The following is a 25,046-nucleotide window of genomic DNA, read 5'->3' as shown; positions in this document are numbered from 1 at the left end:
AGCAGGATTTACGACTGCTGCGCAGCCGGACGGGGATAAATCCCCTCACCACAGGGGATTCATTCCAGATTTTTCATGGCCGCGCCTTTGGCTGGATGGTCTGGCGCGGCTGATCCAATAGTCGCCTGGAATATTACTGTGGTGAGGGGATTCATCCCCGCTGGGTTGCGAAGCAGCCCCGAAACCATTCGACGCGGTGATTCAGGCAGATCTGGCCAGCAGGATTTACGACTGCTGCGCAGCCGGACGGGGATAAATCCCCTCACCACAGGGGATTCATTCCAGATTTTTCATGGCCGCGCCTTTGGCTGGATGGTCTGGCGCGGCTGATCCAATAGTCGCCTGGAATATTACTGTGGTGAGGGGATTCATCCCCGCTGGGTTGCGAAGCAGCCCCGAAACCATTCGACGCGGTGATTCAGGCAGATCTGGCCAGCAGGATTTACGACTGCTGGGCAGCCGGACGGGGATAAATCCCCTCACCACAGGGGATTCATTCCAGACTGTTTATGGCCGGGCCTTGAGCTGCGCCTCGGCCGCCGACGCCAGATCCGGTGGCAGGAAATCCTTGTCCGGGTTGTAGTCGGCTTTCAGATAACGCCGCAGATCTTCCAGGTCACCCGGGTTCAGGGTCCCCGCCGCCTGCTTCAGGCGCAGGTTGTCGAGGATGTAGTCGTAGCGGGTGTTGTTGTAGTTGCGCACCGAGGTGTACAGCTGGCGCTGCGCGTCGAGCACGTCGACGATGTTGCGTGTGCCGACCTGATAACCGATTTCCGTGGCTTCCACCGCGCTCTGGTTGGAGATGATCGACTGGCGGCGCGCCTGCACCTGCTCGACGTCGGTGTTCACCGCGCGGTGCAGATTGCGGGTGTTTTCCACCACTTGCCGGCGCAGCGATTCGCGCTGCTGTTCGCTCTGATCCAGTTGCGCATAGGACTGGCGCACTTGCGAACTGGTCAGGCCGCCGCTGTAGATCGGGATGTTCAGTTGCAGGCCCAGGGTGCTCTGCTCGACGTTGCCGCCATAAGGCGCGCCGAACGAGTTGGGGTTGGCGAAGCCGAGGGCGTCGTTGTCGCCTTTCTCGTATTTCGCCACGGCGTCGAGGGTCGGCAAGTGGCCGGCTTTGCGCTGCTTGAGCGTCTGCTCGGCGGAGCTGACCGCGTAGTTGCTGGCGAGCAGATTGAGGTTCTGCCGCGCCGCCGTGTCGACCCAGGATTTTGCATCGTTGGGTGCCGGCGGCAGGATCGGCAGCGTGTGGACGATGCCCTGAATCGAGTTGTACTGGCGGTTGGTCAGGGTGATCAACGCCTGGAACGCATCATCGACCTGACGCTGGGCGACGATGCGGTTGGCTCGCGCGGTGTCGTAACTGGCTTGCGATTGCAGCACGTCAGTCTTGTCCGAAAGGCCGACATCGAAGCGCTCATTGGACTGGTCGAGCTGACGTTTGAACGCCGCTTCTTCAGCTTTGGTCGAGGCCAGATTGTCCTGGCTGCGCAGCACGTTAAAGTAGCTTTCAGCGCTCTGCAGGATCAGGTTTTGCTCGGTGGCCGACAGCTGCAGAGCGGCCTGCTCGTTGACGTCCTTCGCCGCTTGATACTGGAACCAGCGATCGGCGCGGAACAGCGGCTGCGCGAGGGTCGCCTGATAGGAATGCGCGCTGCGGTTGGCGATGGCTGAAGGCTGGTCGATCGAGGTGCGCACGTCAGCAACTTCGGCGCCACCGGACAGGTTCGGCAGCAGACCGGCGCGGGCCTGGGGCACCACTTCTTTCTGCGCGCCATACTGGGCGCGGGCCGCCGCGAGGTCGGCGTTGTTGTCGACCGCTTCCTGATAGACGCTGACCAGATCGGTTTTGGTCGACAATGGTGCTTCCGCTGCCCAGGCCATTGTGTTGGACGCACAGGACACGGCAACAGCCAATGAAAGTTTGCGCAGCATGAGGCGATCCCTAGCATGAATATTATGGAAGTAATCCGGGCGCCAAAGGTAAGGCGCAGCCCGCACAGCGTCAAGTTTGAGCAGGCCCAGCGAGTGTAGTTGCGCATTGCTCCGGCAACAATCGGCCAGCTTGGGTATTTACGCCATTCATCATGGCGTTCGCTGCGGTGTTGGCGTTCCTTGATGGTTGTGTCTAGACTGGCCGGGTTCTTGTCGGGGTGCCTTGCTATGAGGCTGAGATCGAATAATTTCGGATCCCGTTGAACCTGATCAGGTTAGCGCCTGCGTAGGGAACAAGATTTCTCGTCACCCGGCGAGTCCTCTTGTGCTTCGTCCGGGATATTGTTCGACAATCGAACGCCATGACGAATGCACAGCACCGGTCCTGGTGCGTCCGTGCCTTTCAGGTTCTGCTCCGACAATCCACTGCTGGATGCTGTCTGGAGAGCCTGTGATGACAACAAAAGAAAAAAACGCGATCAACCTGAGTGACTCGGCCAAGGTCGACGAGCAGTCGGTCAAGCCGTTCACCCGTTCGCAAAAAGTCTACGTTCAGGGCTCGCGCCCGGACATTCGCGTGCCGATGCGCGAAATCAGCCTCGATGTAACCCCGACCGATTTCGGCGGCGAGATCAATGCGCCGGTCACTGTCTACGACACTTCCGGCCCGTACACCGATCCGAACGTGGTCATCGATGTGCGCAAAGGTCTGGCCGATGTGCGTTCAGCGTGGATCGATGACCGTGGCGATACCGAGCGCCTGCCGGGCCTGAGCTCGAACTTCGGCCAGCAGCGTCTGGCCGATGCCGAACTGACCAAACTGCGCTTCGCCCACGTCAACAACCCGCGCCGCGCCAAGGCCGGGGCCAACGTCAGCCAGATGCACTACGCGCGCAAAGGCATCATCACTGCCGAGATGGAATACGTCGCCATCCGCGAAAACATGAAGCTGCAAGAAGCGCGCGCGGCCGGCCTGCTCAAGCAGCAACATGCCGGCCACAGCTTCGGCGCAAGCATTCCGCAAGAAATCACCGCGGAATTCGTCCGCGAAGAAATTGCCCGCGGCCGCGCGATCATTCCCGCCAACATCAACCACGTCGAACTGGAACCGATGATCATCGGCCGTAACTTCCTGGTGAAGATCAACGGCAACATCGGCAACAGCGCCCTGGGTTCTTCGATCGAAGAAGAAGTGGCGAAGCTGACCTGGGGCATTCGCTGGGGCTCGGACACGGTGATGGACCTGTCCACCGGTAAACACATTCACGAAACCCGCGAGTGGATCATCCGCAACTCGCCGGTGCCGATCGGTACCGTGCCGATCTATCAGGCGCTGGAGAAGGTCAACGGCGTCGCTGAAGACCTGACCTGGGAGCTGTTCCGCGACACCCTGATCGAACAGGCCGAGCAGGGCGTCGACTACTTCACCATTCACGCCGGCGTGCTCCTGCGCTACGTACCGCTGACCGCCAAGCGCGTCACCGGCATCGTCTCCCGTGGCGGTTCGATCATGGCCAAGTGGTGCCTGGCGCACCACAAAGAGAACTTCCTCTACACCCACTTCGACGAAATCTGCGAAATCATGAAGGCCTACGACGTCAGCTTCTCGCTGGGCGATGGCCTGCGTCCGGGCTCGATTGCCGACGCCAACGACGAAGCGCAATTCGGCGAACTGGAAACCCTCGGCGAGCTGACCAAGATTGCCTGGAAGCACGACGTGCAATGCATGATCGAAGGCCCGGGCCACGTGCCGATGCAGTTGATCAAAGAGAACATGGACAAGCAGCTCGAATGCTGCGACGAGGCGCCGTTCTACACCCTCGGCCCGCTGACTACCGACATTGCGCCGGGCTATGACCACATCACTTCCGGTATCGGCGCGGCAATGATCGGCTGGTTCGGTTGCGCGATGCTCTGCTACGTGACGCCGAAGGAGCACTTGGGCCTGCCGAACAAGGATGACGTGAAAACCGGGATCATCACTTACAAGATCGCCGCACATGCGGCGGACCTGGCCAAGGGACACCCGGGCGCGCAGATCCGTGACAACGCACTGAGCAAGGCGCGTTTCGAATTCCGCTGGGAAGACCAGTTCAACCTCGGCCTGGACCCGGACACCGCGCGTTCCTATCACGACGAAACCCTGCCGAAGGACTCGGCCAAGGTCGCGCATTTCTGCTCGATGTGCGGGCCGAAATTCTGCTCGATGAAAATCACCCAGGAAGTCCGCGAGTATGCGGCCAACCAACGCATTGACGCGGTCGATGTGGACGTCGCCAAGGGGCTAGCTGAGCAGGCCGAGCGGTTCAAACAGGAAGGCAGTCAGCTGTACAAGAAAGTTTGACCCCGTACTGATCGTTCCCACGCTCCGCGTGGGAATGCAGCCCGTGACGCTCCGCGTCACTGGACGCGGAGCGTCCCGAGAGGCATTCCCACGCAGAGCGTGGGAACGATCACAACAAATGTCCCTTTGAGATAACACCCTTGAGCATTCAACCCGGCACTTATTCCCCCGACCTCGCCGTCCCCGCTGAAAAGCGTGTCTTCGGCGGTCGCGATCTGTTTTCCCTGTGGTTCTCCCTCGGCATCGGCCTGATGGTTTTGCAGACCGGCGCATTGCTCGCGCCGGGCCTGGGCCTGTCCGGTTCTTTGCTGGCCATCTTCCTCGGCACGCTGGTGGGCGTGCTGTTGCTGGCTGCAGTCGGCGTGATCGGCAGCGACACCGGCCTGTCATCAATGGCCGCGCTGAAGCTCAGCCTTGGCAGCAAAGGCGCGAGCCTGCCGGCGCTGCTCAATCTGCTGCAACTGATCGGCTGGGGCTCGTTCGAAATCATCGTCATGCGCGATGCCGCCAGCCTGCTCGGCACCCGCGCCTTCAGCGAAGGTTCGCTGTGGGCCAATCCGATGCTGTGGACGATGTTTTTCGGCGCACTGGCGACCTTGCTCGCGGTGAGCGGGCCGTTGACGTTCGTGCGGCAGATTCTGCGCAAGTGGGGCATCTGGCTGTTGCTCGCCGCGTGCCTGTGGCTGACCTGGAACCTGTTCGCCAAAGCCGACCTCGCGGCGCTGTGGGCGCGCGCCGGTGACGGTTCGATGCCGTTTGCGGTGGGCTTCGACATTGCTATCGCCATGCCGCTGTCGTGGCTGCCGTTGATTGCCGACTATTCGCGTTTCGGCAAACGCGCGAAGAGTGTCTTCGGTGGCACGGCTGTCGGTTTTTTCATCGGTAATTTCTGGCTGATGAGCCTTGGCGTGGCCTACACCCTGGCGTTCGCGCCGAGCGGCGAAGTCAATGCGCTGCTGCTGGCTCTGGCCGGTGCCGGTCTGGGCATTCCGCTGTTGCTGATTCTGCTCGACGAGTCGGAAAACGCTTTTGCCGATATTCATTCGGCAGCGGTCTCGAGCGGGATTCTGTTGCGTCTGAAAGTCGAGCACCTGGCCTTGGCCATCGGCGTGATCTGCACGCTGATCGCACTGCTGGCGCCGTTGGCGCAGTACCAGAATTTCCTGCTGTTGATCGGCTCGGTGTTTGCGCCGCTGTTCGGCGTGGTGCTGGTGGATCACTTCATCCTGCGCAAGCGCAGTGCTCAGGTCGCCTCAGCCGCATTGCGCTGGCCGGCGTTGCTGGCGTGGCTGGGTGGCGTGAGCACCTACCACTTGCTGGCGAATCTGTATCCGGATGTCGGCGCAACCCTGCCGGCGCTGGTGCTGGCAGGGCTGTTGCAGTTAGTGCTGGGCCGGGCCTTCAGTTACGGCCGGGAAACAGCTCAGGCTTGAGAATGCCGTTCAGGCGCGGGTAAGGAATCTTCAGTTCGACGTGGCCCAGCGCATAGGGCGCGATGGTGGTCACGTCGTACTTGAGGATCACGCCACCGTAGGTCAGCGCCACGTGCGGGGTTTTCACGAACGGCCAGTTCGCGACGAATTCCGCCTCCTGATCGAGCTTGGTGCTGATCAGCCAACTGTTGTGCGCCACTTGCGCGGCTTTCCAGAATGCCTCTTCCTGACCCGGCAGCAGCATGTCGGAGAGATTCAACACCTTGTGCTGCTGGCGCGAATAGTTGATGAAACCGCGACCCGGCGTGCCGTGGGCGCCGCCAGTGTCGAGGTAGCTCGACAACTCGATGATCACCAGTCCGTCATGCTGCTCGCGTACTTTCGCTTGCAGATAGCTGCTGTTGCGCGGGCCGGCGCTGGCCAGAAACTGCTCGCGGTAGGCGGCCAAGGTTGGCGCTACCGGCGCGTTCTTCTCGGTGCGGGTCATTTGCAGCAGACGTTTTTCGATGATGCCGTCCAGTGCCGGCTCATCCGGGAAACGCAGGGTGTCGATGTTCACCAGCGGGCAATCGGGATTGGAACAGCCGGGTTTGAGTTGTTCCGAGGCGTCGCGGGTGGTTTCCAGCGGCGTGCGATAGTTGGGCTGGAACAGGCTGGCACAGGCGCCCAGAGTCAGGGCAATAGCGGCCACAGAGGCAATTTTGAAAAGCGACATGGGCGTCCTTTCGAAAGCAGGGGAAGGCAAAAAGATACCGCTTCGACTCTCAACGGAGCAGTCAGTTCGCCACTAAGCTGATTAGAGTGTGTTTCAGCTTCACCGTCCATCCCGCTGACGGTAAAGGGGCTGCATCAAACGGTGCGGGCGCGTTAGGATGGCGCGAAGTCGAGGTTGCCGGTTGTACACGGAAACCCCGTAAAGGATATGCAGTAAAGAGGATGATCATGACTGACTTTGCCAACGCCATTCCGACCGCCGTGGATATCGTGCGGCGCGAAAAATGCTACGAGGGCTTCTACAAGCTCGACCGTGTGCACTTGCGCCATGAGCTGTTCGCCGGGGGCATGAGCCGCGAGATCAACCGGGAAATCTTCGTGCGCCACGATGCCGTGTGCGTCCTGCCTTACGATCCGCAGCGCGATGAAGTGGTGCTGATCGAGCAGTTTCGCGTCGGCGCCATGGGCAAGGCCGACAACCCGTGGCTGGTCGAGCTGGTCGCTGGTCTGATCGACAAGGATGAGCAGCCGGAAGAAGTTGCTCACCGCGAGGCGCAGGAGGAAGCTGGGCTGGACATCAAGGCGTTGTGGCCGATGACCAAGTACTTCCCATCGCCGGGTGGCAGCAACGAATTCGTGCATTTGTATCTGGGGCGTTGCAGCACCGACGGTGTCGGCGGTCTGCACGGGCTGGAAGAAGAGGCCGAAGACATTCGCGTAACGGTCTGGGCCTTTGAAGATGCCTTGCAGGCCGTGCGTGACGGACGGATTGCCAACGCGGCGAGCATCATCGCCTTGCAGTGGCTGGCGCTGAACCGCGCCGAAGTGAGGGGGCTATGGTCGTAAACAAGCTGCGCGATCGTTATCGGGTTGACCTCGTGGGGCTGCAAGCCGCCTGCGAGGCCAACTACGCGCGCCTGATGCGACTGCTGCCGGACATGCGCAACGAACCCGAGGCGCGGCGTATCGCCGTGACCCAGGGCGAGCAGATGCTCGGCGTGCTCGCCCTCGAGGTGCTGCAGACCTGCCCGTACACCACGACCTTGCAGGTACGCCAGGAGCACAGCCTGCCATGGTTGCCGGTGCCGCAACTGGAAGTGCAGGTCTACCACGACGCGCGCATGGCCGAAGTGGTCAGCGCCGAGCATGCACGACGCTTTCGCGGCATCTATCCTTACCCGAACGCCGCCATGCACCAGCCCGATGAAAAGGCCCAGCTCAATGTGTTTCTGGGCGAATGGCTGAGTCATTGCCTGGCGTTGGGGCACGAGTACGAAGTCGTTCGCTAGTTGTGAACTGCGTCCGCTTCGGCGGTTTCCCCTTTGTGTCATCCCCCAGCATAATTGCCGCACCCATCCATTGCGTGCCTAGCCCCGGGAGAGCGCCTTGCCCAGCGTATCGACAATTACCAGCGCCGACCCGGCGCTGCTGGTGCAGTTGTCCGACAGCCACCTGTTCGCTGAAGCGCACAGCAAGCTGCTGGGCATGAAGACCCGCGAGAGCCTGCAACAGGTCATCGACCTGGTTTTGGCGCAACAGGCGCAGATCGATCTGCTGCTGGCGACCGGAGATATTTCCCAGGACGGCACGCTGGAGTCGTATCAGGCCTTCCGCCAGATGAGCGCGCAGATCAATGCCCCGGCGCGCTGGATTCCCGGCAATCACGACGAGCCGATGGTCATGGCCGAGGCGGCGGTGCAGAGCACCTTGCTCGAATCGGTAGTCGATATCGGCAATTGGCGGGTGACGATGCTGGATTCGGCGGTGCCGGGTTCGGTGCCGGGTTATCTGCAGGATGATCAGTTGCAGCTGCTGGCCCGCGCGCTGAGCGAGGCGCCGGAGCGTCATCATCTGGTGTGCCTGCATCATCATCCGGTGTCGATCGGCTGCGCATGGATGGAGCCGATCGGCCTGCGCAACCCGGAAGCGTTCTTTGAAGTGCTGGATCGCTTTCCACAGGTTCGCGCGGTGCTGTGGGGGCATGTGCATCAGGAAATCGATCGCGACCGCAATGGCGTGCGCTTGATGGCCTCGCCCTCGACGTGCATCCAGTTCGAGCCGGGGAGTGCGGATTTCAAAGTGGGCGAGCAGGCGCCGGGGTATCGCTGGCTGCGGTTGTTGCCGGACGGGAAATTGGAAACGGGCGTCGAAAGAGTCACCGACTTCGAGTTCACAGTCGATTACGGCTCCAACGGTTACTGAACTGACAATCAAAGACCCTCACCCCAGCCCTCTCCCAGAGGGAGAGGGGGCCGACCGCGGTGTCTTTGGCTGTGCATCGACCTGAAACAGCGATATCGATTATGGATTCGCAGCAAAACGTTCAGGTCGGTGTAGCTCTCGAATATCCCCCAGTCGGTTCCCTCTCCCTCCGGGAGAGGGTTAGGGTGAGGGCAGCTTGTGCTGTCACACCAATTTATTGAACCCACCCCCAATCCCGGTCCTTCTCCCTGTAAACTCCGCTATCTTTCGCCGACAGCCAGGGAGCTCAAATGTCCGGTTCGATCCTCTATATCCACGGTTTCAACAGCGCGCCGGCCTCGAAGAAGGCCTGTCAGCTGGTCGCGGTCATGGAGCGGCTGGGATTGAGCGAGCAATTGCGCGTGCCGGCGCTGCATCACCATCCGCGCGAAGCCATCGGTCAGCTCGAGCAGGCAATCGCCGAGCTGGGCCGGCCGTTGCTGGTGGGAAGTTCGCTCGGCGGCTACTATGCGACTCACCTGGCCGAGCGCCATGGCCTGAAAGCCCTGCTGGTCAATCCGGCGGTCAGCCCGCACCGAATGTTCGATGGTTATCTGGGCACGCAGCAGAACCTCTACACCGATGAAACCTGGGAACTGACCCACGACCACGTCACGGCGCTGGCCGAACTGGAAGTGCCACCACCGCAGGATCCGCAGCGTTATCAGGTCTGGTTGCAAACCGGCGACGAAACGCTGGATTATCGCCTCGCCCAACAGTATTACCGCGCCTGTGCCTTGCGCATCCAGGCTGGCGGCGACCACAGTTTCCAGGGCTTTGCCGGGCAATTGCCGGCGTTGCTGAGTTTTGCCGGCATGGCTGCCGATATGTATCAGGCAATCGATTTCACCACGCTGTGAAGTCTTGCCCCTCTTTCATGAATGACTGACGACGAGACCTTATGGCCACTCCCAGCGCTAGTTCTTATAACGCCGACGCCATCGAAGTCCTCTCGGGCCTCGACCCGGTGCGCAAACGCCCCGGCATGTACACCGACACCAGTCGGCCGAACCACCTCGCCCAGGAAGTCATCGACAACAGCGTCGACGAAGCCCTGGCCGGCCACGCCAAATCGGTGCAGGTCATCCTGCACGCCGACCATTCGCTGGAAGTCAGCGACGACGGCCGTGGCATGCCGGTCGACATCCACCCGGAAGAGGGTGTGTCCGGCGTCGAACTGATCCTTACCAAGCTGCACGCGGGCGGCAAGTTCTCCAACAAGAACTACCAGTTCTCCGGCGGTCTGCACGGGGTGGGTATTTCCGTGGTCAACGCGCTGTCGACCGAAGTGCGCGTACGGGTCAAGCGTGACGGCAACGAATACCAGATGACCTTCAAGGACGGCTTCAAGGCGTCCGAGCTGGAAATCGTCGGCACCGTCGGCAAGCGCAACACCGGCACCAGCGTGTACTTCGCGCCGGACCCGAAATACTTCGACTCACCGAAATTCTCCATCAGCCGCCTCAAGCACGTGCTCAAGGCCAAGGCTGTGTTGTGCCCGGGGCTGCTGGTCAGCTTCGAAGACAAAGGCACCGGCGAGAAAGTCGAGTGGCATTACGAAGACGGCCTGCGCTCTTATCTGGTCGATGCGGTCAGCGAATTCGAACGTCTGCCAAACGAGCCGTTCTGCGGCGCTTTCGCCGGTAATAAGGAAGCGGTCGACTGGGCGCTGCTGTGGCTGCCGGAAGGTGGCGACGCGGTGCAGGAAAGCTACGTCAACCTGATTCCGACCGCGCAGGGCGGCACGCACGTCAACGGTCTGCGTCAGGGCCTGCTCGATGCGATGCGCGAGTTCTGCGAATTCCGCAGCCTGCTGCCGCGCGGCGTGAAGCTGGCGCCGGAAGACGTCTGGGAGCGCATCGCTTTCGTCCTGTCGATGAAAATGCAGGAACCGCAATTCTCCGGCCAGACCAAAGAGCGTCTGTCTTCCCGTGAAGCGGCGGCGTTCGTCTCCGGAGTGGTGAAAGACGCTTTCAGCCTGTGGCTCAACGCCAACCCGGAGACCGGTCTGGCCCTGGCCGAACTGGCGATCAACAACGCCGGCCGCCGTCTCAAGGCGAGCAAGAAAGTCGAGCGCAAACGCGTCACCCAAGGTCCGGCATTGCCGGGCAAACTGGCTGACTGCGCCGGGCAGGACCCGGTGCGTTCCGAGCTGTTCCTGGTCGAGGGTGACTCCGCCGGCGGTTCGGCCAAACAGGCGCGGGACAAGGAGTTCCAGGCGATCCTGCCGTTGCGCGGCAAGATCCTCAACACCTGGGAAGTCGACGGCAGCGAAGTGCTCGCCAGCCAGGAAGTGCACAACATCGCCGTGGCCATCGGCGTCGATCCGGGCGCGGCGGACATGAGCCAGCTGCGCTACGGCAAGATCTGCATCCTCGCCGACGCTGACTCCGACGGTCTGCACATTGCGACCTTGCTGTGCGCGCTGTTCGTCCAGCACTTCCGCCCGTTGGTGGACGCCGGTCACGTCTATGTGGCGATGCCGCCGCTGTACCGTATCGACCTCGGCAAAGAGATTTACTACGCCCTCGACGAGGCCGAGCGCGACGGTATTCTCGATCGCCTGGTCGCCGAGAAGAAACGCGGCAAGCCGCAGGTCACCCGATTCAAGGGGCTGGGCGAAATGAACCCGCCGCAACTGCGTGAAACCACCATGGACCCGAACACCCGGCGTCTGGTGCAGTTGACGCTGGGCGAAGACTTCGCCGAAACCTCGGAAATGATGGACATGCTGCTGGCGAAGAAACGCGCCGGTGACCGCAAATCCTGGCTGGAATCCAAAGGCAACCTCGCCGAGGTGCTGGCCTGATGCAGTTTGGCTGGGCCTTGGCGGGTGCGTTGCTGCTGAGTGCGCTGAGCGTGTCGGCCGAGCCGCTGCAACAATTGCGACTGCTTTCCGAGCACCCGGTCGAAGGCATGCGCGGCGGTAACCTGTCGGGGCTGGCCATGTGCGGCAATGAGCTGTGGACGGTTTCCGATCGCGATGACGAGCAGATCTATCGGCTCGATACCCGCGATCCGGTCTGGCAGGCGCAAACCGTGCACATCGACGTGCCGCCCGTGCCCGAGAGCGGCTTGCCGTGGGGTTTGAGTTCGCGCACCTGGGCTGCATCGTTCATTCGCGGTGGCGATCTGGATTTCGAAGGCATCAGTTGCGACAGCGTAGGCAATCGCTACATCGTCAGTGAGGCCCATGCGGCGGTGTTGCAGGTGCCGGTCAGCGGCCCGGCGAACTGGCTGAAAATCTCGCCGCTGCTGGTTCGCGAAGCGCGGGCGAGCGGCCTGCTGCTCAAGTTCAATTCGATCTTCGAGGGCTTGGCGATCAACCCGGCCGGTGATCAGATATGGCTGGCCGCCGAACGGCAAAAGCGCGGTTTGCTGCTGATCAAGCGCCAGCAGACGGTGTGGGATTGTGACGGTCGCTGCGTGCTGCTCAGTGAGGGCGGCAAGGAGATGCAGCCGCCACAGTTTCCCAAGGCGAAAGCGGTTCATCGCGACTTTTCCGACATTTCCTTGTTCAACGGCAAGCTGTTTACCCTTGAACGCAACGCGTTCGAGATTTGTCGTCGCGATGCACAGACGGCCAAAGTCGAGCAATGCTGGTCGTATGCCGGCGAACTGTTGCGGGAACAACGTCGCTACTCGCAGAACTACGGACTGGAGGAAGCGCTGATCATTGATGCCGAAGGTGCGTGGATCGGCGTCGACAACAATTTTGGCCCGCGTGCTGATGGCGAAGTCCGCCCGGTGGTCTGGCGCTTTGCCGCGCCGGACGGTGGCTGGAGTGCCAGGCCATGAGCCAGCAGCCACCGGGCAAGCGTGCCGGTCGGGTGTTGATGATCCTCGCCTGGTGCGCGGCGCTGTTTCTCGCGACGCGGTTTTTCGGTCAGTGGGAACAGCGCCAGCAGAATCCGAACATAGTGGTCACGTCGGAGCAGGGCGAAGGATTTATCGAAGTGAAACTGGCGAGCAATGCCCAAGGGCATTTTGTCGCCAGCGGCCAGATCAACGGCGAGCCGGTCGAGTTCATGCTCGACACCGGCGCCACCGATGTGGCGATCCCGGCGGATCTGGCCAAGCGTTTGAAGCTGCAAGAAGGTTTCGGCGTGACCCTGAGCACGGCCAATGGCCTGAGCCAGGGCTATCGAACGAAGATTGCCCGCCTGCAACTGGGCGACATCGTCCTGCGGGATGTCCGCGCACTGGTGGCGCCGGGGCTGCATGGCGATCAGGTGCTGCTCGGCATGAGCGCCCTGAACAGACTTGAATTTACCCAGCGCGGTGGCACCATGCTGCTGCGCCAGACAACGAACCGATGAGGCCCGCATGAGCGACTCCCTTGATCTCAGCCTGGACGGTGTAGAACGCCGATCGCTGGCTGACTTCACCGAAAATGCCTACCTCAACTACTCCATGTACGTGATCATGGATCGTGCCTTGCCGCATATCGGCGACGGCCTGAAACCGGTACAGCGGCGTATCGTCTACGCCATGAGCGAGCTGGGGCTGGACGCCGATTCCAAGCACAAGAAATCGGCGCGTACCGTCGGTGACGTGCTCGGTAAATTCCACCCCCACGGCGACTCGGCGTGCTACGAAGCGATGGTGCTGATGGCGCAGCCGTTCAGCTATCGCTACACGCTGGTCGACGGCCAAGGCAACTGGGGTGCGCCGGACGATCCCAAGTCCTTCGCCGCCATGCGTTACACCGAAGCGCGGCTGTCGCGCTATTCCGAAGTGCTGCTCAGCGAGCTGGGCCAGGGCACCGCTGACTGGGGGCCGAACTTCGACGGCACCCTGCAGGAACCGCTGGTGTTGCCAGCGCGCCTGCCGAACATTCTGCTCAACGGCACCACCGGTATCGCCGTGGGCATGGCCACCGATGTGCCGCCGCACAACCTGCGCGAAGTCGCCACCGCCTGCGTGCGTCTGCTCGATGAGCCGAAAGCCACGGTCGAGCAGCTCTGCGAACACATTCAGGGTCCGGATTATCCGACCGAAGCGGAAATCATCACGCCGCGCGCCGACCTGCTGAAGATGTACGAAACCGGCAAGGGCTCGGTGCGTATGCGCGCCGTGTACCACGTCGAGGACGGCGACATCATCGTTACCGCGCTGCCGCATCAGGTCTCCGGCGCCAAAGTGCTGGAGCAGATTGCCGCGCTGATGCAGGCCAAACCGTCGAAAGCGCCGCAGATCGCCGATCTGCGTGACGAATCCGACCACGAAAACCCGTGCCGCATCGTGATCATCCCGGTCAACAGCCGCGTCGATCACGAAGCGCTGATGCAGCACCTGTTCGCCAGCACTGAGCTGGAATCGACCTACCGGGTCAACGTCAACATCATCGGTCTGGACGGCAAGCCGCAGCTGAAAAACCTGCGTGCGCTGCTGGTCGAATGGCTGGAGTTCCGCGTGCTGACCGTGCGTCGCCGCCTGCAATTCCGCCTCGACAAGGTCGAGCGTCGTCTGCACCTGTTGGACGGTTTGCTGATTGCTTACCTCAACCTGGATGAAGTGATTCACATCATCCGTACCGAGGAGCATCCGAAAGCCAAGCTCATCGAGCGCTTCGCCCTCAGCGAAATTCAGGCCGACTACATCCTCGACACCCGTCTGCGTCAGTTGGCGCGACTGGAAGAGATGAAGCTGCGCGACGAGCAGGACGAACTGCTCAAGGAACAAGCCAAGCTGCAAGCCCTGCTGGGCAGCGAAGCGAAGCTGAAGAAACTGGTGCGCACCGAGCTGCTCAAAGACGCCGAAACCTACGGCGACGACCGCCGCTCGCCAATCGTCGAGCGCGCCGAAGCCAAGGCGTTGAGCGAGCACGACCTGCTGCCGAACGAGAAAGTCACCGTCGTGCTGTCGGAAAAAGGCTGGGTACGTTCGGCCAAGGGCCATGACATCGACGCCACCGGTCTGTCGTACAAGGCCGGCGATGGCTTCAAGACCTCGGCGGCGGGGCGCTCCAACCAGTTTGCCGTGTTCATCGACTCCACCGGCCGCAGCTATTCGGTTGCTGCTCATACCTTGCCGTCGGCCCGTGGTCAGGGCGAACCGTTGACCGGCCGTCTGACGCCGCCACCGGGCGCCTCGTTCGAATGCGTGCTGATGCCCGAAGACGATGCGCTGTACGTGATTGCCTCCGATGCCGGTTACGGCTTTGTGGTCAAGGGTGAAGATTTGCAAGCGAAGAACAAGGCCGGCAAGGCGCTGTTGAGCTTGCCGAACAACGCCAAGGTCATCGCACCGCGCCCTGTGGCCGATCGTGAGCAGAACTGGCTGGCCTCGGTCACGACCGAAGGTCGCCTGCTGATCTTCAAAATCAGTGATCTGCCACAATTGGGTAAGGGCAAAGGCAACAAGATCATCGGTATCTCCGGTGAGCGCGTGGCCAGTCGCGAAGAATACGTCACGGACATCGCCGTTCTGCCGGAAGGCGCCACCCTGGTGTTGCAGGCTGGAAAACGGACCCTGTCACTGAAAGCCGACGACCTCGAGCACTACAAAGGTGAGCGTGGACGGCGCGGAAACAAACTTCCGCGGGGCTTCCAACGGGTCGATGCGCTGCTCGTCGAAAACCTCAATTAGGCGAGAACGCCTTCCTAGAGCGTTCGATCTGCGATTAAACGCGTAGATCGACGCTTTGGCGCTGGAGTCGGAACGCATATTCACGGATGATATGGCCTTTCAAGCGCCGGCGTGGCCGAGCGTTCTTCATATTTATTGAGTATTTTCACTGTGGTCAGCCTTGTGGCGGCCACCTGGACGGGATGATGACTGCTCTACGCCCCCTTATTTTGTTGCTCGCCGGCGTTCTTGGCCTGGCGGGTTGCAGCGTTCACCAGCCGGTGTCGCTGTATCAACTGGACAGCGGAAGTCCGGTTCAGCCTGCGCAAAGCGCGGGCATGGCGGTTTTGCTGGGGCCGGTGGTTGTAGCCGATTACCTGCAACGCGAAACCCTACTGCAACGTCAACCCGACGGCAGCCTGCAAGCGGCGACCGACGGTCGTTGGGCTGGCAGCCTTTCGTCGGATATCGATCAGTTGCTGATGCGGCAGGTCGCCGGTCACCTGGACAGCCAGCGTGTGGTGCTGGCGCCTGCTACTGCCGGATTCACGCCGGATGTGCAGGTGTTGCTGACCATCACCCGTCTGGATTCCGGAGCGAAACAACCGGCGATTCTCGATGCGCAGTGGCGGTTGATCGATCGTCGCGGCAAGGTGCGTGATAATCGCATCATTCACCTGCAGGAAACGCACGCCGGCAGCACCGCGTCCCAGGTGCAGGCACAAGGCGTTCTGTTGCAGCGTCTGGCCGAGCAGTTGTCGGTGGCGCTCAAGCCACTGGCCAACCAGCCGCCCGTGGCCGAGGCACCGCGTAAAGCCGCGCCGAAACCCGCAGCGCCAGCGGCGGATGCCGAGAAGCAGCCGAAGATTCCAATGGCCTCGCCGATTCGTACGGATATGGAAGTGTTTCGCTTCTGAGGCTGGAACGAGTCAGAACAGAGCCCGCCTTGTGCGGGCTTTGTTGTGTCTGGAGGTGGGGTGGAAGATCAAAAGCCCCTCACCCTAACCCTCTCCCGGAGGGAGAGGGGACCGATTGGGGGATATTCGATAGCTACACCGACGTGAACGCGCGGAGGTGAATCCATAATCGCCAAGATCTGTCAGGTCGATATATGGCGCCAGACACCTCGGTCGGTTCCCTCTCCCTCTGGGAGAGGGCTAGGGTGAGGGGCTTTTCAGGGATGCACACATTCCAGTAACGCCGCGCACAAAAAAGCCCGCAGACAATCACTCGTCTGCGGGCTTTTGCGGATCGGGCCTAAGCCTTACGCCCGGCGCTCATGCATCCGCGCCAGTTGCCGCTCCAGCATCGACGGATAAGGTTCCATCAGCCGTTCTACACAGCAAGCGCCCTCAGGGCTGGCGATCGGCCGGATCCGCGCACGCTGGCGGATCAACGCGTCATCGCTGATCTTGCGTTCAACCAGTAGCAGATTGCGGCTGTGTTGCGACAAGGCCAGTGCATCCTGGGCCGAATCGGTCAGCAGCAGATCAATCTGGCTCAGGCCGAACAACTCATCGCCCAGGGTCAGGCCCAGCTGCAATTGCAGGGTGATGCCGCTGTCTGCGACCTCGATCTGCAACTGATGACCCAGAGCACGCAGCAGTTCGCCGCAGCAGATGGCATTGGTCAGGTAATCGTCGCCGCAATCTTCGGTGTGGAACAGCAACAGCGTGCTGCCATCGTTGAGGGTTTCGATTTCGCCCTGATACAGCGACGCTGCCTGCTCGAGGCAGTCGCGATAGCGATCCTGCAGTTCTTCCAGGCGTGCGCGAGGCAAGCGGCGCAATTGTTCCTGCGAACCCAGTTGCACGGCCAGTACGGCGGTGTGCTGTGGAACGTCAGGGCTCGGTTTGCGCGTGAGCGGTTGGGCGGCGCCGTTGAGCGATTCGTCGCGCAGGTCGGCGAAGGCGTCATCGTCATCATCGTCTTCGACGGTGCTGACCAGGTGACGTGGCGCCGGTTTCTTCGCAGCCAGCGGGCGGCTTTCGTCGAAACTTGGATCGCGCAGGTTACGCACCTCGAATTCAGGCTCGTCTTCTTCCTCGGCGAATTCCGGCTCGGGTTCAGGCTCGGGCTCCGGTTCCGGGGCGTAGCTGGCGTGCAGCTGGCGCGCCAGATCGCCGATTTCATCCTGGCGATCGATGCCCGGTGTATGCGCGTCGATGCGGCGCAGCCACACACGCAATTGCAGCAGTGGCGTCGACAGATAACGGCCCATGCGCAGGCTCAGAGCCAGCGACAGTGCCAGCAGAATCGCGCTCAGAATGCCCATGCTTTGCAGGCTGATGGTCATTGGCTGCTGGAACTGATCCATGTCCAGGCTGATGCGCAGTTGCCCGGCCGTCACGTCCTGAAAAGTGATCTTGCTCTCGTACATGCCCTCGGCTTCGCCCAGCAGGCTGTGCTTGGGACGCTGACCGGACTCGGCGAGGATGCGGTTGTCCACACTGTAGATTGCCGCGTGGGCGACCAGTTTGTTCTTGGTCAGGTTGTTGAGCAGCACGTTGAGGCTGAGGATGTCGTTGGACACCAGCAGCTCGGTGGCGGAGGTGGCGGTCTGCGTGGTCAGGCTTTCGCCCAGCGCATCGGCCTGCTCGTGCATGGCCTGCTTGAATTGCAGCCCCATCACCCCGGCATAGATCACCAGGGCCAGAGCGACCAGGATCACGTTGTGGCTGGCAATGCGCAATGCAATCGGTACACGGCGATGGCGCAGTGCACGGAAGATCAGCAGGAAGAAGTTATCGGTTTTGACTGGCGTGGGCCGGTTCACTTGAGCTCGGCTCTTTGTCCGTGAAGTTGACGCGCAGTATAGCGACAGGCCCCAGACCGGCAAAGCGCTCGCGGTGCCCGATGGTCACTGAAAGTGGGTAGAATGCGGTTTTTTTCCAGTTGCGGGGGTGCGCGTTGCGCGAAATCGTCCTGATTAACATCACGGGAGTCGACCGTCCGGGTCTGACGGCGGCCATCACCGGTGTTCTGGCACAAGGTGGTGTGAACATTCTCGACATCGGTCAGGCGGTGATCCACGACACCCTGTCGTTCGGCATCCTGGTTGAAATTCCCGATTCCGAGCAAGGCAAATCGGTGCTCAAGGACATCCTGTTCAAAGGCTACGAACTGGATCAGCAAGTGCGCTTCACCCCGGTATCCGAAGAAGATTACCAGCAGTGGGTGGGCAATCAGGGCAAGAAACGCCATATCGTCACCCTGCTGACGCGCAAGGTCACTGCCGGCCAGTTGCAGGCGGTCAGCGCGATCACCGCCAAATATGGCTTGAACATCGACCATATCGACCGTCTGTCGGGGCGCATGCCGCTGGACACGCCGGCCGACAAGGGCAAGGGCTGCATCGAGTTTTCCGTGCGCGGTGAAGCGGCCGATCCGCAGGCCTTGCGCGCCGAATTCCTCAGCGTTGCCCAGGAATTGAACGTCGATATCGCCTTCCAGGAAGATTCGCTGTTCCGTCGCAACCGGCGTCTGGCCGTGTTCGACATGGACTCGACGCTGATCGAAGCGGAAGTCATCGATGAGCTGGCCCAGGCGGCCGGCGTGGGTGATCGGGTTTCGGAAATCACCGAGCGCGCCATGGCCGGTGAACTGGATTTCCGCGCCAGCTTCAAGGAGCGTCTGGCGCTGCTCAAGGGCCTCGACGTCAGCGTGCTCGACTCGATCGGCGCCTCGCTGCGCCTGACCGAAGGCGCCGAAACCCTGTTCGCCGAACTCAAGCGCCTCGGCTACAAAACCGCCATCCTGTCCGGCGGCTTCACTTATTTCGCCAAGCAGTTGCAAGCCAAGCTTGGCATCGATTACGTGTTTGCCAACGAGCTGGAAGTGGTCGACGGCAAGTGCACCGGCGTGGCGATCGAGCCGATTGTCGATGCGCAGCGCAAGGCTGACTTGCTCAAGGAACTGGCGCACAAGGAAGGTCTGCGTCTGGAGCAGACCATCGCCGTCGGCGACGGCGCCAACGACTTGCCGATGCTGGCGATTGCCGGGCTGGGCGTGGCGTTCCGCGCCAAACCGCTGGTCAAGCAGTCGGCGAAGCAGGCGATCTCAACGCTGGGGCTGGATGGTGTGTTGTATCTGTTGGGCTTCCGGGATCGTGACGGGCAGCTCTGAGATCTCGATAAGCTGATCTGGCCTCTTCGCGAGCAGGCTCGCTCCCACATTTGAACTGCATTTGAATGTGGGAGCGAGCCTGCTCGCGAAGGCCGCGCCTCGATCTAGAGCGAATTCCATAACGAATCAAAATCCTCCTCACCTCCGCCATTCTGCGCAGGATCCAGCGAGCGATAGGCGAACTGGTTGAAGCTGTGCGTACTCGCCACCCGCCGATCCAGCCCGGCGCGGTGTTCTTCGCCCTGGGTGTTGATCAACACCTTGTTGCCTTCCTGAAAGGGCAGGCGCGGCGCAAGCACGGTGGCCGGCACATCGATCGCACTGATTTCCGGCAACAGCAAACCGCGCAAATACTGGCTGTGATCATCTTTCGTTCGCACCAGTTGCAAGCCGCACGGCTGCGCGTGTGGCGCGACCAGTTCAATGCCCATCTGCGTGCCGCTGCCGCGCACCTGGCGGATCCAGCGAATCACCGCAATGCTCCAGCCTTTGCCCTCGCTGTCCTGAATGCCGAGCATTTCCCCGGCCTGCAACTCCGCCGGTACTTCGCTGGGCCAGGCCAGGCAATAGCCGCCGGGGCTATGGTTGATCACCGGCAAGGCGTAAGTCGGATAGTTCGGCGCGGTGCCGGGGCCGTCGTCCTCGGTCAACTGGTCGTACTGGATTTCCTCGTACGGCAACAGCTCATCGTTACTTTGCGGGGCAGCGTCGAACGCCTGACTCCAGCTGTCCTTTTCGCCGCTGGCCACGACGCTGCTGAAGTTTGCCGCGCGGGCACCGGGATGTTTGAGCAACTCGCTGAAAGTGCGCTCGCCGCCGAGGTAGAAGTGCAGGGCGCTCATGCCGACGCACACAGTCAATGTGCCTTGGCCGGCGATCCGCTGAAAACTCCGTTCCGCCGCTTGGCCCCAAGTAGCGTGCAGATGTTGCAGGGTGTCGACGCTGAGGCCGGCGGAAACGGGCAGTGGGGTCGAGGTGGACTGGTGCAGCAGGTGCGTTTCGAGCTGTTTGACCAGCGGTTGCGGATCGAAGCCCAGCAGCCCGCTCTGTTGTTCGCTGCGGAACATCTTGCGGTAGCGCGGGCCGACATCGAGTTCCGGGCTGATGGCGAACAAACCGTCGTCGGCGCTGCCGGGATGCAGTTTGAGCAGGGCGCTCCACGGCTCGATTACCTCGGCCAGCCGGGCAATCTGGCTTTGACGCAATTGATTGCAACGGGCACTGCCCAATAGCAGCGCGGCGATGTAGGTCTGTTCGACGCTCAGTTCGCTGGTCAAAAAGGCCAGATCATCGCGCAGCCGCCGTTGTTGCAGCTGCAATTGCGCCGCGCTGCGATACAGCTGGTGCAATTCCAACCACACATGTTCCGGCGGAGAACTGTACAACTGCGTGGCGCGCACCAGTTGCGCCTTGAGGGCATGCGCCGCGCGTTGCAAGGCGGTGCTGACCAGCGTCGCGCGGTCCTTGCTGTATTTGGGCAGGATGCGCAGAACGATCTGTTTATAGCCGATGGCCAGCTGACCTTGCAGCGCCTGACACAGGTTGCTGACTTTGCGCGAGCGCTCGTCGAGCATGATCGCCTGATGCAGAAAATGCCGTTCCAGATGCTGGCAGACGAAATACACCTCGGACCGCAGCAGTTCCAGGAGTTGCAGGCGATTGTCGCTGGGAGTGAGCAACAGGTTCAGTTCGCCGAGGCCTTGATAGAGCCGGCGGGCGGTTTCGCCGATGTTGGCCTTGGGCAGGCCGGCGATCCAGCGCTTGAGATCACGCGGGCTGGCGTCGCAGAACGACAGGCGCGTTTGCGTGGGAGTCGGAGCGCGCAGCTTGGGAGATAAGTTGGTCTGGCTCATGAGCAAAACCATAGCAGCAAATGCCGCGGTTTGCGGAAGCAGCCTCGGCTTCTTCCGCAAACAGGGTCACGCTTTTGGCAGCGCCAGACCTTGGCCCATCTGCACTGGCGAGCCGGCCACCAGCTCTTCGGCCCACTTCACCTGATCCGGGCCAAACAGCACGATCGCCGTTGAACCGAGCTTGAAGCGCCCCAGTTCCGCGCCTTTTTCCAGATGAATCGGTGCGCGTGCGGCTTCGTCGTAGCGGAAGGTTTTCAGCTCGCGCTTCGGTGGTGTGACCAGACCGGCCCACACGGTTTCAATCGAAGCGACAATCATCGCGCCAACCAGCACCACGGCCATCGGCCCGCGTTCGGTGTCGAAAATGCACGCCACGCGCTCGTTGCGGGCGAACAGCTCCGGGACGTTTTCGGCAGTAGTCTGGTTCACCGAGAAAATGCGGCCCGGGATGTAGACCATTTCGCGCAGGGTGCCGGCCAGTGGCATGTGCACGCGGTGGTAGTCCTTCGGCGACAGGTAAATGGTGGCGAAGTCGCCGCCCATGAATGGCGCTGCGTTGGCCGCATCACCGCCGAGCAATTCGAGCACGCTGAAACTGTGGCCCTTGGCCTGGAACACGCGACCGTGCTCGATCGGGCCGAGTTGACTCACCGCACCGTCGGCCGGGCTGAGGATCGCGCCCGGAGTTTCGTCCAGTGGACGCGCGCCGTCTTTCAACGCACGCGTGAAGAATGCGTTGAAGTGCTCGTAAGCGGTCAGGTCTTCGACAAGTGCTTGCGACATGTCCACTTTATAACGCTTGGCGAACCATTGGGTGAAGGCATTCTTGAACCAGCGCACGCGGCATTCGGCGATGCAGCCGGCCAGGCGCGACAGCAGGTGATGCGGCAGCAGGTACTGGCTGAGGATAAACAGACGCTCTTTCATTAGTTGTCCTTAAAAACCTTGAATCTCGACTGGCGTGTCAGGGTGGTTGCCCCATTCGCCCCAGGAACCGGCGTAGCCCTTGACCCGCGGATAACCGAGGGCTTTGGCCACCAGATAAGTGAAGCCCGACCGGTGATGGGTCTGGCAGTGGGTAATGATTTCCTTGTCCTTGGTGATCCCGAGGTTTTCGAGGATCTGCGGCATGTCGCTGCGGATACGCAGCTGACGCGTCTGGTCCATGCCGGCGGTCCATTCGAAATTGACCGCGCCGGGGATGTGTCCGCCCTTGGCGGCGAGGACTTTCTCGCCGGAATATTCCAGCGGCCCACGCGCGTCCCAGATCGCCAGATCGGCGGCGCCGAGACGGCTTTGCAGGTATTCGCGGGTGGCGGTCGGTTCATCGTGCAGGGTCAGCGAGACCTGGCCACCGACGGCGGCCGGCACCTGAATCGACATCGGCATGCCGTCCGCCAGCCAGGCCGGCAGACCACCGTCTATATAGTGGTACTTGTCGTGGCCAATGACATCGAGCAGCCAGATGAAACGCCCGGCCCAGCCGCCGCCCTCATCGTCATACACCACGTATACCGCGTCTTTGCGATGGCCGAGCTCACCAAACAACGCTTCCAGATCGGCCTTCGCCGGCATCAGCCCGGGCGCCGGTGGCTGGCCGAGCTGGGTGCGTTTCGGGTCGACAAAACGTGCGCCGGGCAAGTGACCTTCGGCATACCGGGCAGGGCTGGTCAGGTCCACCAGAATCAGTTCCGGGGACTCCAGACGCGGCAGCAGGTCGCTCGGCTCGATGACAAGCGGCAAGCCAGAGAAGTCAGACATGTGAGGTCTCCAGAGCACAAAGGGGAGGATTGTAGCGCAGGCTCATTGGCCGCGGCTGCTAAAGCTGTGCAGGGCTTTTTCGATGCACTGCGCAGTTTTGCCGAAGGCCTGCACAGTGATGTCGGCGAACGGCCCGCCGCCCTGATCGGCAACGACGATCATGATCACCCGGCCGTTATTCACCAGCGAACGCAAGAATAAGTGCTCGCCGCGAAACAGCGTGCGCAGGCTCGCTGGCAATAAGGCAGAGAATTGCCCGTTGTTCTCCGGCGTGATCCGCACCTGCGCCTGCTGAGCGAGCAGGCGTTGCAGGACTTTGCTCTGGCTGACGACAAAACTCAGCGCCGCCGCATCCTTCGGCAAACCGGCGGTCTGGTGCACGCGCAGGGTCGAGTGCGTGCGGTCGGCCATCAGAATCATCACCCGACGCATGCCGCTGGCCACCAGTGCCTCGCGGGCGGCGACGGTCAGGCTCATGGCATTGGTGAAGCGGCTGGGCTCGGCGAGCAGTTCGGCGCATTGCCGACGCCACTGGCCCAAGTCATCCGCATTCGGCGCTGCGGCCGGGAGCATGCCGGCCGGCAAGCGACGAGTGCCCCACGGCCAGATCAGCGAAACCGCCGGGTGCCACAGATCGGGCATTGCATGCTGACGCGCGCTGTTCGCCGCTTGCTGGTGCAACTGTTGCTGCACTTCGTCCATGGAAATCTGCAGATACAGGCTGGTCAGGTACTGCCAGCGCTTGCTGTGCGGACTGTCCCAGGCCTGTTGCGCCGACAGCGCCAGCCCATTGGCGAGCAGCACGGTATTCGCCGGCTGGTTGAGCCAGCGGCGTAGCGTCGGGTCTTCGTCGAGGCGATTCTGCTGGCGCAGCGGGTGCTCGCTGTCGCGGGCGATGCGCAGCACTTTGACCAGTTCGCGTTGTTCGCTGAGCAGCAATTTGTAGCCTTGCTCGACCCAGATCGGCAGATGCCAGGCCTGGACCAGTGCCTCGGCAATTTTCAACAGGCGCACGCCGAACAATTGCTTTTCGACCACACGTGCCGACTCGCCCTTGTGGATCACCCGCAGTTCCCACTCTTCGAGCAACTGCGGATAGGTCAGTGCCAATGGCCACAGCGGCGACAAAAACAGCAGACTGCCCCAGTGGATGTCCTGCCACAGCCGCGCCAGGCGACTGGCAAAAAAGCCGTTGGCCTGCTGTGTCGCGTGTTGGCTGATCAACTGCAATTGGCGCAAAGCCTTGGGGATCTGCCGGTGCGGTTCGGCGGGCAGGCGCGCGAGCAATTCTTCGGTGCGCGCAAGGCCCAGGCGATTGATTGCCACCTCGAGATTTTCCGCTGGCGCGGCCATGGTGCCGTGGGTGTGACGATTCGCCTCACGGATGATGCTCAAGGCCAGCGCCGGGCTGTCCTGCATCAACTCGGCGATGTCGCGCAGCGAGCTGCGATTGTCGCGGATCGCCCGGCAGACTTTGTCGTGAGCCTCTTGTGGTACGGGCAGGCGAACGCTGTCGAGCAGCTTGACCCAAGCCTGGAGGGTGCTCGGTTTTACCGATGGAATGTTCGTTTCATTAGCCATGTCTGGACGAGATCTTCACTGACTGTAGACGCGCCCGGCATGGGCTAAATTGGCTTTTCGCCTGAACTGGCTATAGTCTGGCGCAGTTTTGCCGATAAGTAGAAGAAGAGATTTTTTAACTTCCGAATATGACCTTGAACCCGACTTAAACAAGTACCTTCTACCTATGGCTAAAATTATCGGCATCATCGTCGTATTCGCGAGCGTGCTCGGCGGATACGTGCTCTCCCACGGCAAGATTGCCGCCCTGATCCAGCCCTTCGAGGTGTTGATCATCGGTGGTGCGGCCCTTGGCGCGTTCCTCCAGGCCAACCCCGGTTACATGACGATGCACGTGCTCAAGAAATCCCTGAGCATGTTCGGTTCGCGCTTCACCCACACTTTCTATCTGGAAGTGCTCGGGCTGATCTACGAGATCCTCAACAAGAGCCGCCGCGAAGGCATGATGGCCATCGAAGGCGACATCGAAGATGCCGCCGCGAG

General features: G+C 61.6%; 20 protein-coding genes and 1 riboswitch. Of the genes, 13 read left to right on the top strand and 7 right to left on the bottom strand.

Annotated elements, in window-relative coordinates; translation table 11 throughout:
- Window positions 1-507 precede the first annotated feature (507 nt).
- A complete protein-coding gene (locus D8U61_RS12700; RefSeq protein ID WP_016771977.1) occupies window positions 508-1,941 on the bottom strand; it encodes a TolC family outer membrane protein in 1,434 nt (477 codons plus the stop codon).
- Between the two features lie 204 nt (window positions 1,942-2,145).
- Window positions 2,146-2,251: riboswitch (TPP riboswitch) on the top strand.
- A gap of 144 nt (window positions 2,252-2,395) precedes the next feature.
- On the opposite strand from D8U61_RS12700, the gene thiC reads away from it, so the two are divergent.
- Both thiC and cytX read left to right on the top strand, forming a co-directional pair.
- Window positions 2,396-4,285, top strand: coding sequence for a phosphomethylpyrimidine synthase ThiC (gene thiC, locus D8U61_RS12695; RefSeq protein WP_130927047.1), 1,890 nt, complete (start codon window positions 2,396-2,398; stop codon window positions 4,283-4,285).
- 140 nt (window positions 4,286-4,425) lie between these two features.
- On the top strand, window positions 4,426-5,718 hold the full coding sequence (gene cytX, locus D8U61_RS12685) for a putative hydroxymethylpyrimidine transporter CytX (RefSeq protein WP_130927046.1): 1,293 nt from the start codon (window positions 4,426-4,428) through the stop codon (window positions 5,716-5,718).
- Here the strand turns inward: cytX and D8U61_RS12680 are convergent.
- Window positions 5,687-6,433 carry an RsiV family protein gene (locus tag D8U61_RS12680; protein WP_016771974.1) on the bottom strand — a complete coding sequence of 249 codons (747 nt, stop codon included), beginning with the start codon at window positions 6,431-6,433 and terminating at the stop codon, window positions 5,687-5,689. The genes cytX and D8U61_RS12680 overlap by 32 nt on opposite strands.
- A 227-nt stretch (window positions 6,434-6,660) precedes the next feature.
- Here D8U61_RS12680 and D8U61_RS12675 point away from each other — a divergent pair, with 227 nt between their 5' ends.
- The 9 genes from D8U61_RS12675 to D8U61_RS12635 all read left to right on the top strand — a co-directional run bounded on the left by D8U61_RS12675 (window position 6,661) and on the right by D8U61_RS12635 (window position 16,160).
- On the top strand, window positions 6,661-7,278 hold the full coding sequence (locus tag D8U61_RS12675; protein WP_024011344.1) for an NUDIX domain-containing protein: 618 nt from the start codon (window positions 6,661-6,663) through the stop codon (window positions 7,276-7,278).
- Window positions 7,269-7,721 carry a DUF1249 domain-containing protein gene (locus D8U61_RS12670; RefSeq protein WP_016771972.1) on the top strand — a complete coding sequence of 151 codons (453 nt, stop codon included), beginning with the start codon at window positions 7,269-7,271 and terminating at the stop codon, window positions 7,719-7,721. Before D8U61_RS12675 ends, D8U61_RS12670 begins: the two co-directional genes overlap by 10 nt.
- Window positions 7,722-7,818: 97 nt before the next feature.
- A complete protein-coding gene (cpdA, locus tag D8U61_RS12665) occupies window positions 7,819-8,634 on the top strand; it encodes a 3',5'-cyclic-AMP phosphodiesterase (protein ID WP_016771971.1) in 816 nt (271 codons plus the stop codon).
- 290 nt (window positions 8,635-8,924) lie between these two features.
- Window positions 8,925-9,533 carry a YqiA/YcfP family alpha/beta fold hydrolase gene (locus tag D8U61_RS12660; protein ID WP_016771970.1) on the top strand — a complete coding sequence of 203 codons (609 nt, stop codon included), beginning with the start codon at window positions 8,925-8,927 and terminating at the stop codon, window positions 9,531-9,533.
- Window positions 9,534-9,574: 41 nt separating this feature from the next.
- A complete protein-coding gene (gene parE / locus D8U61_RS12655) occupies window positions 9,575-11,482 on the top strand; it encodes a DNA topoisomerase IV subunit B (RefSeq protein WP_130927045.1) in 1,908 nt (635 codons plus the stop codon).
- Window positions 11,482-12,471, top strand: coding sequence for an esterase-like activity of phytase family protein (locus D8U61_RS12650; protein ID WP_130927044.1), 990 nt, complete (start codon window positions 11,482-11,484; stop codon window positions 12,469-12,471). Before parE ends, D8U61_RS12650 begins: the two co-directional genes overlap by 1 nt.
- A complete protein-coding gene (locus D8U61_RS12645; RefSeq protein WP_024011348.1) occupies window positions 12,468-12,992 on the top strand; it encodes a TIGR02281 family clan AA aspartic protease in 525 nt (174 codons plus the stop codon). Before D8U61_RS12650 ends, D8U61_RS12645 begins: the two co-directional genes overlap by 4 nt.
- Before the next feature lie 7 nt (window positions 12,993-12,999).
- Window positions 13,000-15,264, top strand: coding sequence for a DNA topoisomerase IV subunit A (gene parC / locus D8U61_RS12640; protein ID WP_024011349.1), 2,265 nt, complete (start codon window positions 13,000-13,002; stop codon window positions 15,262-15,264).
- Between the two features lie 185 nt (window positions 15,265-15,449).
- Complete coding sequence (locus tag D8U61_RS12635; RefSeq protein WP_024011350.1) at window positions 15,450-16,160, top strand: PqiC family protein; 711 nt, start codon at window positions 15,450-15,452, stop codon at window positions 16,158-16,160.
- A 347-nt stretch (window positions 16,161-16,507) separates the two neighbouring features.
- Here D8U61_RS12635 and D8U61_RS12630 read toward each other — a convergent pair whose 3' ends face one another.
- Window positions 16,508-18,019, bottom strand: coding sequence for an AhpA/YtjB family protein (locus D8U61_RS12630; RefSeq protein ID WP_024011351.1), 1,512 nt, complete (start codon window positions 18,017-18,019; stop codon window positions 16,508-16,510).
- Window positions 18,020-18,153: 134 nt separating this feature from the next.
- Here D8U61_RS12630 and serB point away from each other — a divergent pair, with 134 nt between their 5' ends.
- Window positions 18,154-19,368 carry a phosphoserine phosphatase SerB gene (gene serB, locus D8U61_RS12625; protein ID WP_130927043.1) on the top strand — a complete coding sequence of 405 codons (1,215 nt, stop codon included), beginning with the start codon at window positions 18,154-18,156 and terminating at the stop codon, window positions 19,366-19,368.
- A gap of 104 nt (window positions 19,369-19,472) precedes the next feature.
- Here the strand turns inward: serB and D8U61_RS12615 are convergent, their stop codons facing one another.
- The 4 genes from D8U61_RS12615 to D8U61_RS12600 all read right to left on the bottom strand — a co-directional run bounded on the left by D8U61_RS12615 (window position 19,473) and on the right by D8U61_RS12600 (window position 24,563).
- The gene (locus D8U61_RS12615; RefSeq protein WP_130927041.1) at window positions 19,473-21,221 is read right to left on the bottom strand and encodes a molecular chaperone; all 1,749 of its coding nucleotides are present in this window, start codon (window positions 21,219-21,221) and stop codon (window positions 19,473-19,475) included.
- A gap of 66 nt (window positions 21,222-21,287) precedes the next feature.
- Window positions 21,288-22,148 (bottom strand): archaetidylserine decarboxylase, encoded by an 861-nt coding sequence (gene asd, locus D8U61_RS12610; protein ID WP_130927040.1) that lies wholly within the window; start codon window positions 22,146-22,148, stop codon window positions 21,288-21,290.
- Window positions 22,149-22,157: 9 nt separating this feature from the next.
- A complete protein-coding gene (rhdA, locus tag D8U61_RS12605; RefSeq protein WP_130927039.1) occupies window positions 22,158-22,982 on the bottom strand; it encodes a thiosulfate sulfurtransferase in 825 nt (274 codons plus the stop codon).
- 42 nt (window positions 22,983-23,024) lie between these two features.
- Window positions 23,025-24,563, bottom strand: coding sequence for an HDOD domain-containing protein (locus tag D8U61_RS12600; RefSeq protein ID WP_122748033.1), 1,539 nt, complete (start codon window positions 24,561-24,563; stop codon window positions 23,025-23,027).
- Between the two features lie 166 nt (window positions 24,564-24,729).
- Here D8U61_RS12600 and D8U61_RS12595 point away from each other — a divergent pair.
- Window positions 24,730-25,046 (top strand): motility-associated protein (locus D8U61_RS12595; RefSeq protein ID WP_347237680.1); only part of this gene is annotated, 317 nt, incomplete at its 3' end.

Origin of the sequence: Pseudomonas sp. Sample_14, from assembly GCF_004307515.1 — a bacterium.
GTDB lineage: Bacteria > Pseudomonadota > Gammaproteobacteria > Pseudomonadales > Pseudomonadaceae > Aquipseudomonas > Aquipseudomonas atacamensis.
The sequence above is the reverse complement of the archived record's forward strand: the minus strand, read 5'-3'. Positions and strand labels throughout refer to the sequence as shown.

Bases quoted from the DNA above. Each gene is read 5' to 3' on its own strand.
- D8U61_RS12670 (WP_016771972.1), top strand. From the start codon at position 7,269: ATGGTCGTAAACAAGCTGCGCGATCGTTATCGGGTTGACCTCGTGGGG.
- parE (WP_130927045.1), top strand. From the start codon at position 9,575: ATGGCCACTCCCAGCGCTAGTTCTTATAACGCCGACGCCATCGAAGTC.
- D8U61_RS12680 (WP_016771974.1), bottom strand. From the start codon at position 6,433: ATGTCGCTTTTCAAAATTGCCTCTGTGGCCGCTATTGCCCTGACTCTG.
- D8U61_RS12600 (WP_122748033.1), bottom strand. From the start codon at position 24,563: ATGGCTAATGAAACGAACATTCCATCGGTAAAACCGAGCACCCTCCAG.
- thiC (WP_130927047.1), top strand. From the start codon at position 2,396: ATGACAACAAAAGAAAAAAACGCGATCAACCTGAGTGACTCGGCCAAG.
- D8U61_RS12650 (WP_130927044.1), top strand. From the start codon at position 11,482: ATGCAGTTTGGCTGGGCCTTGGCGGGTGCGTTGCTGCTGAGTGCGCTG.
- D8U61_RS12700 (WP_016771977.1), bottom strand. From the start codon at position 1,941: ATGCTGCGCAAACTTTCATTGGCTGTTGCCGTGTCCTGTGCGTCCAAC.
- D8U61_RS12675 (WP_024011344.1), top strand. From the start codon at position 6,661: ATGACTGACTTTGCCAACGCCATTCCGACCGCCGTGGATATCGTGCGG.
- D8U61_RS12645 (WP_024011348.1), top strand. From the start codon at position 12,468: ATGAGCCAGCAGCCACCGGGCAAGCGTGCCGGTCGGGTGTTGATGATC.
- asd (WP_130927040.1), bottom strand. From the start codon at position 22,148: ATGAAAGAGCGTCTGTTTATCCTCAGCCAGTACCTGCTGCCGCATCAC.
- rhdA (WP_130927039.1), bottom strand. From the start codon at position 22,982: ATGTCTGACTTCTCTGGCTTGCCGCTTGTCATCGAGCCGAGCGACCTG.
- parC (WP_024011349.1), top strand. From the start codon at position 13,000: ATGAGCGACTCCCTTGATCTCAGCCTGGACGGTGTAGAACGCCGATCG.
- D8U61_RS12615 (WP_130927041.1), bottom strand. From the start codon at position 21,221: ATGAGCCAGACCAACTTATCTCCCAAGCTGCGCGCTCCGACTCCCACG.
- D8U61_RS12635 (WP_024011350.1), top strand. From the start codon at position 15,450: ATGACTGCTCTACGCCCCCTTATTTTGTTGCTCGCCGGCGTTCTTGGC.
- D8U61_RS12660 (WP_016771970.1), top strand. From the start codon at position 8,925: ATGTCCGGTTCGATCCTCTATATCCACGGTTTCAACAGCGCGCCGGCC.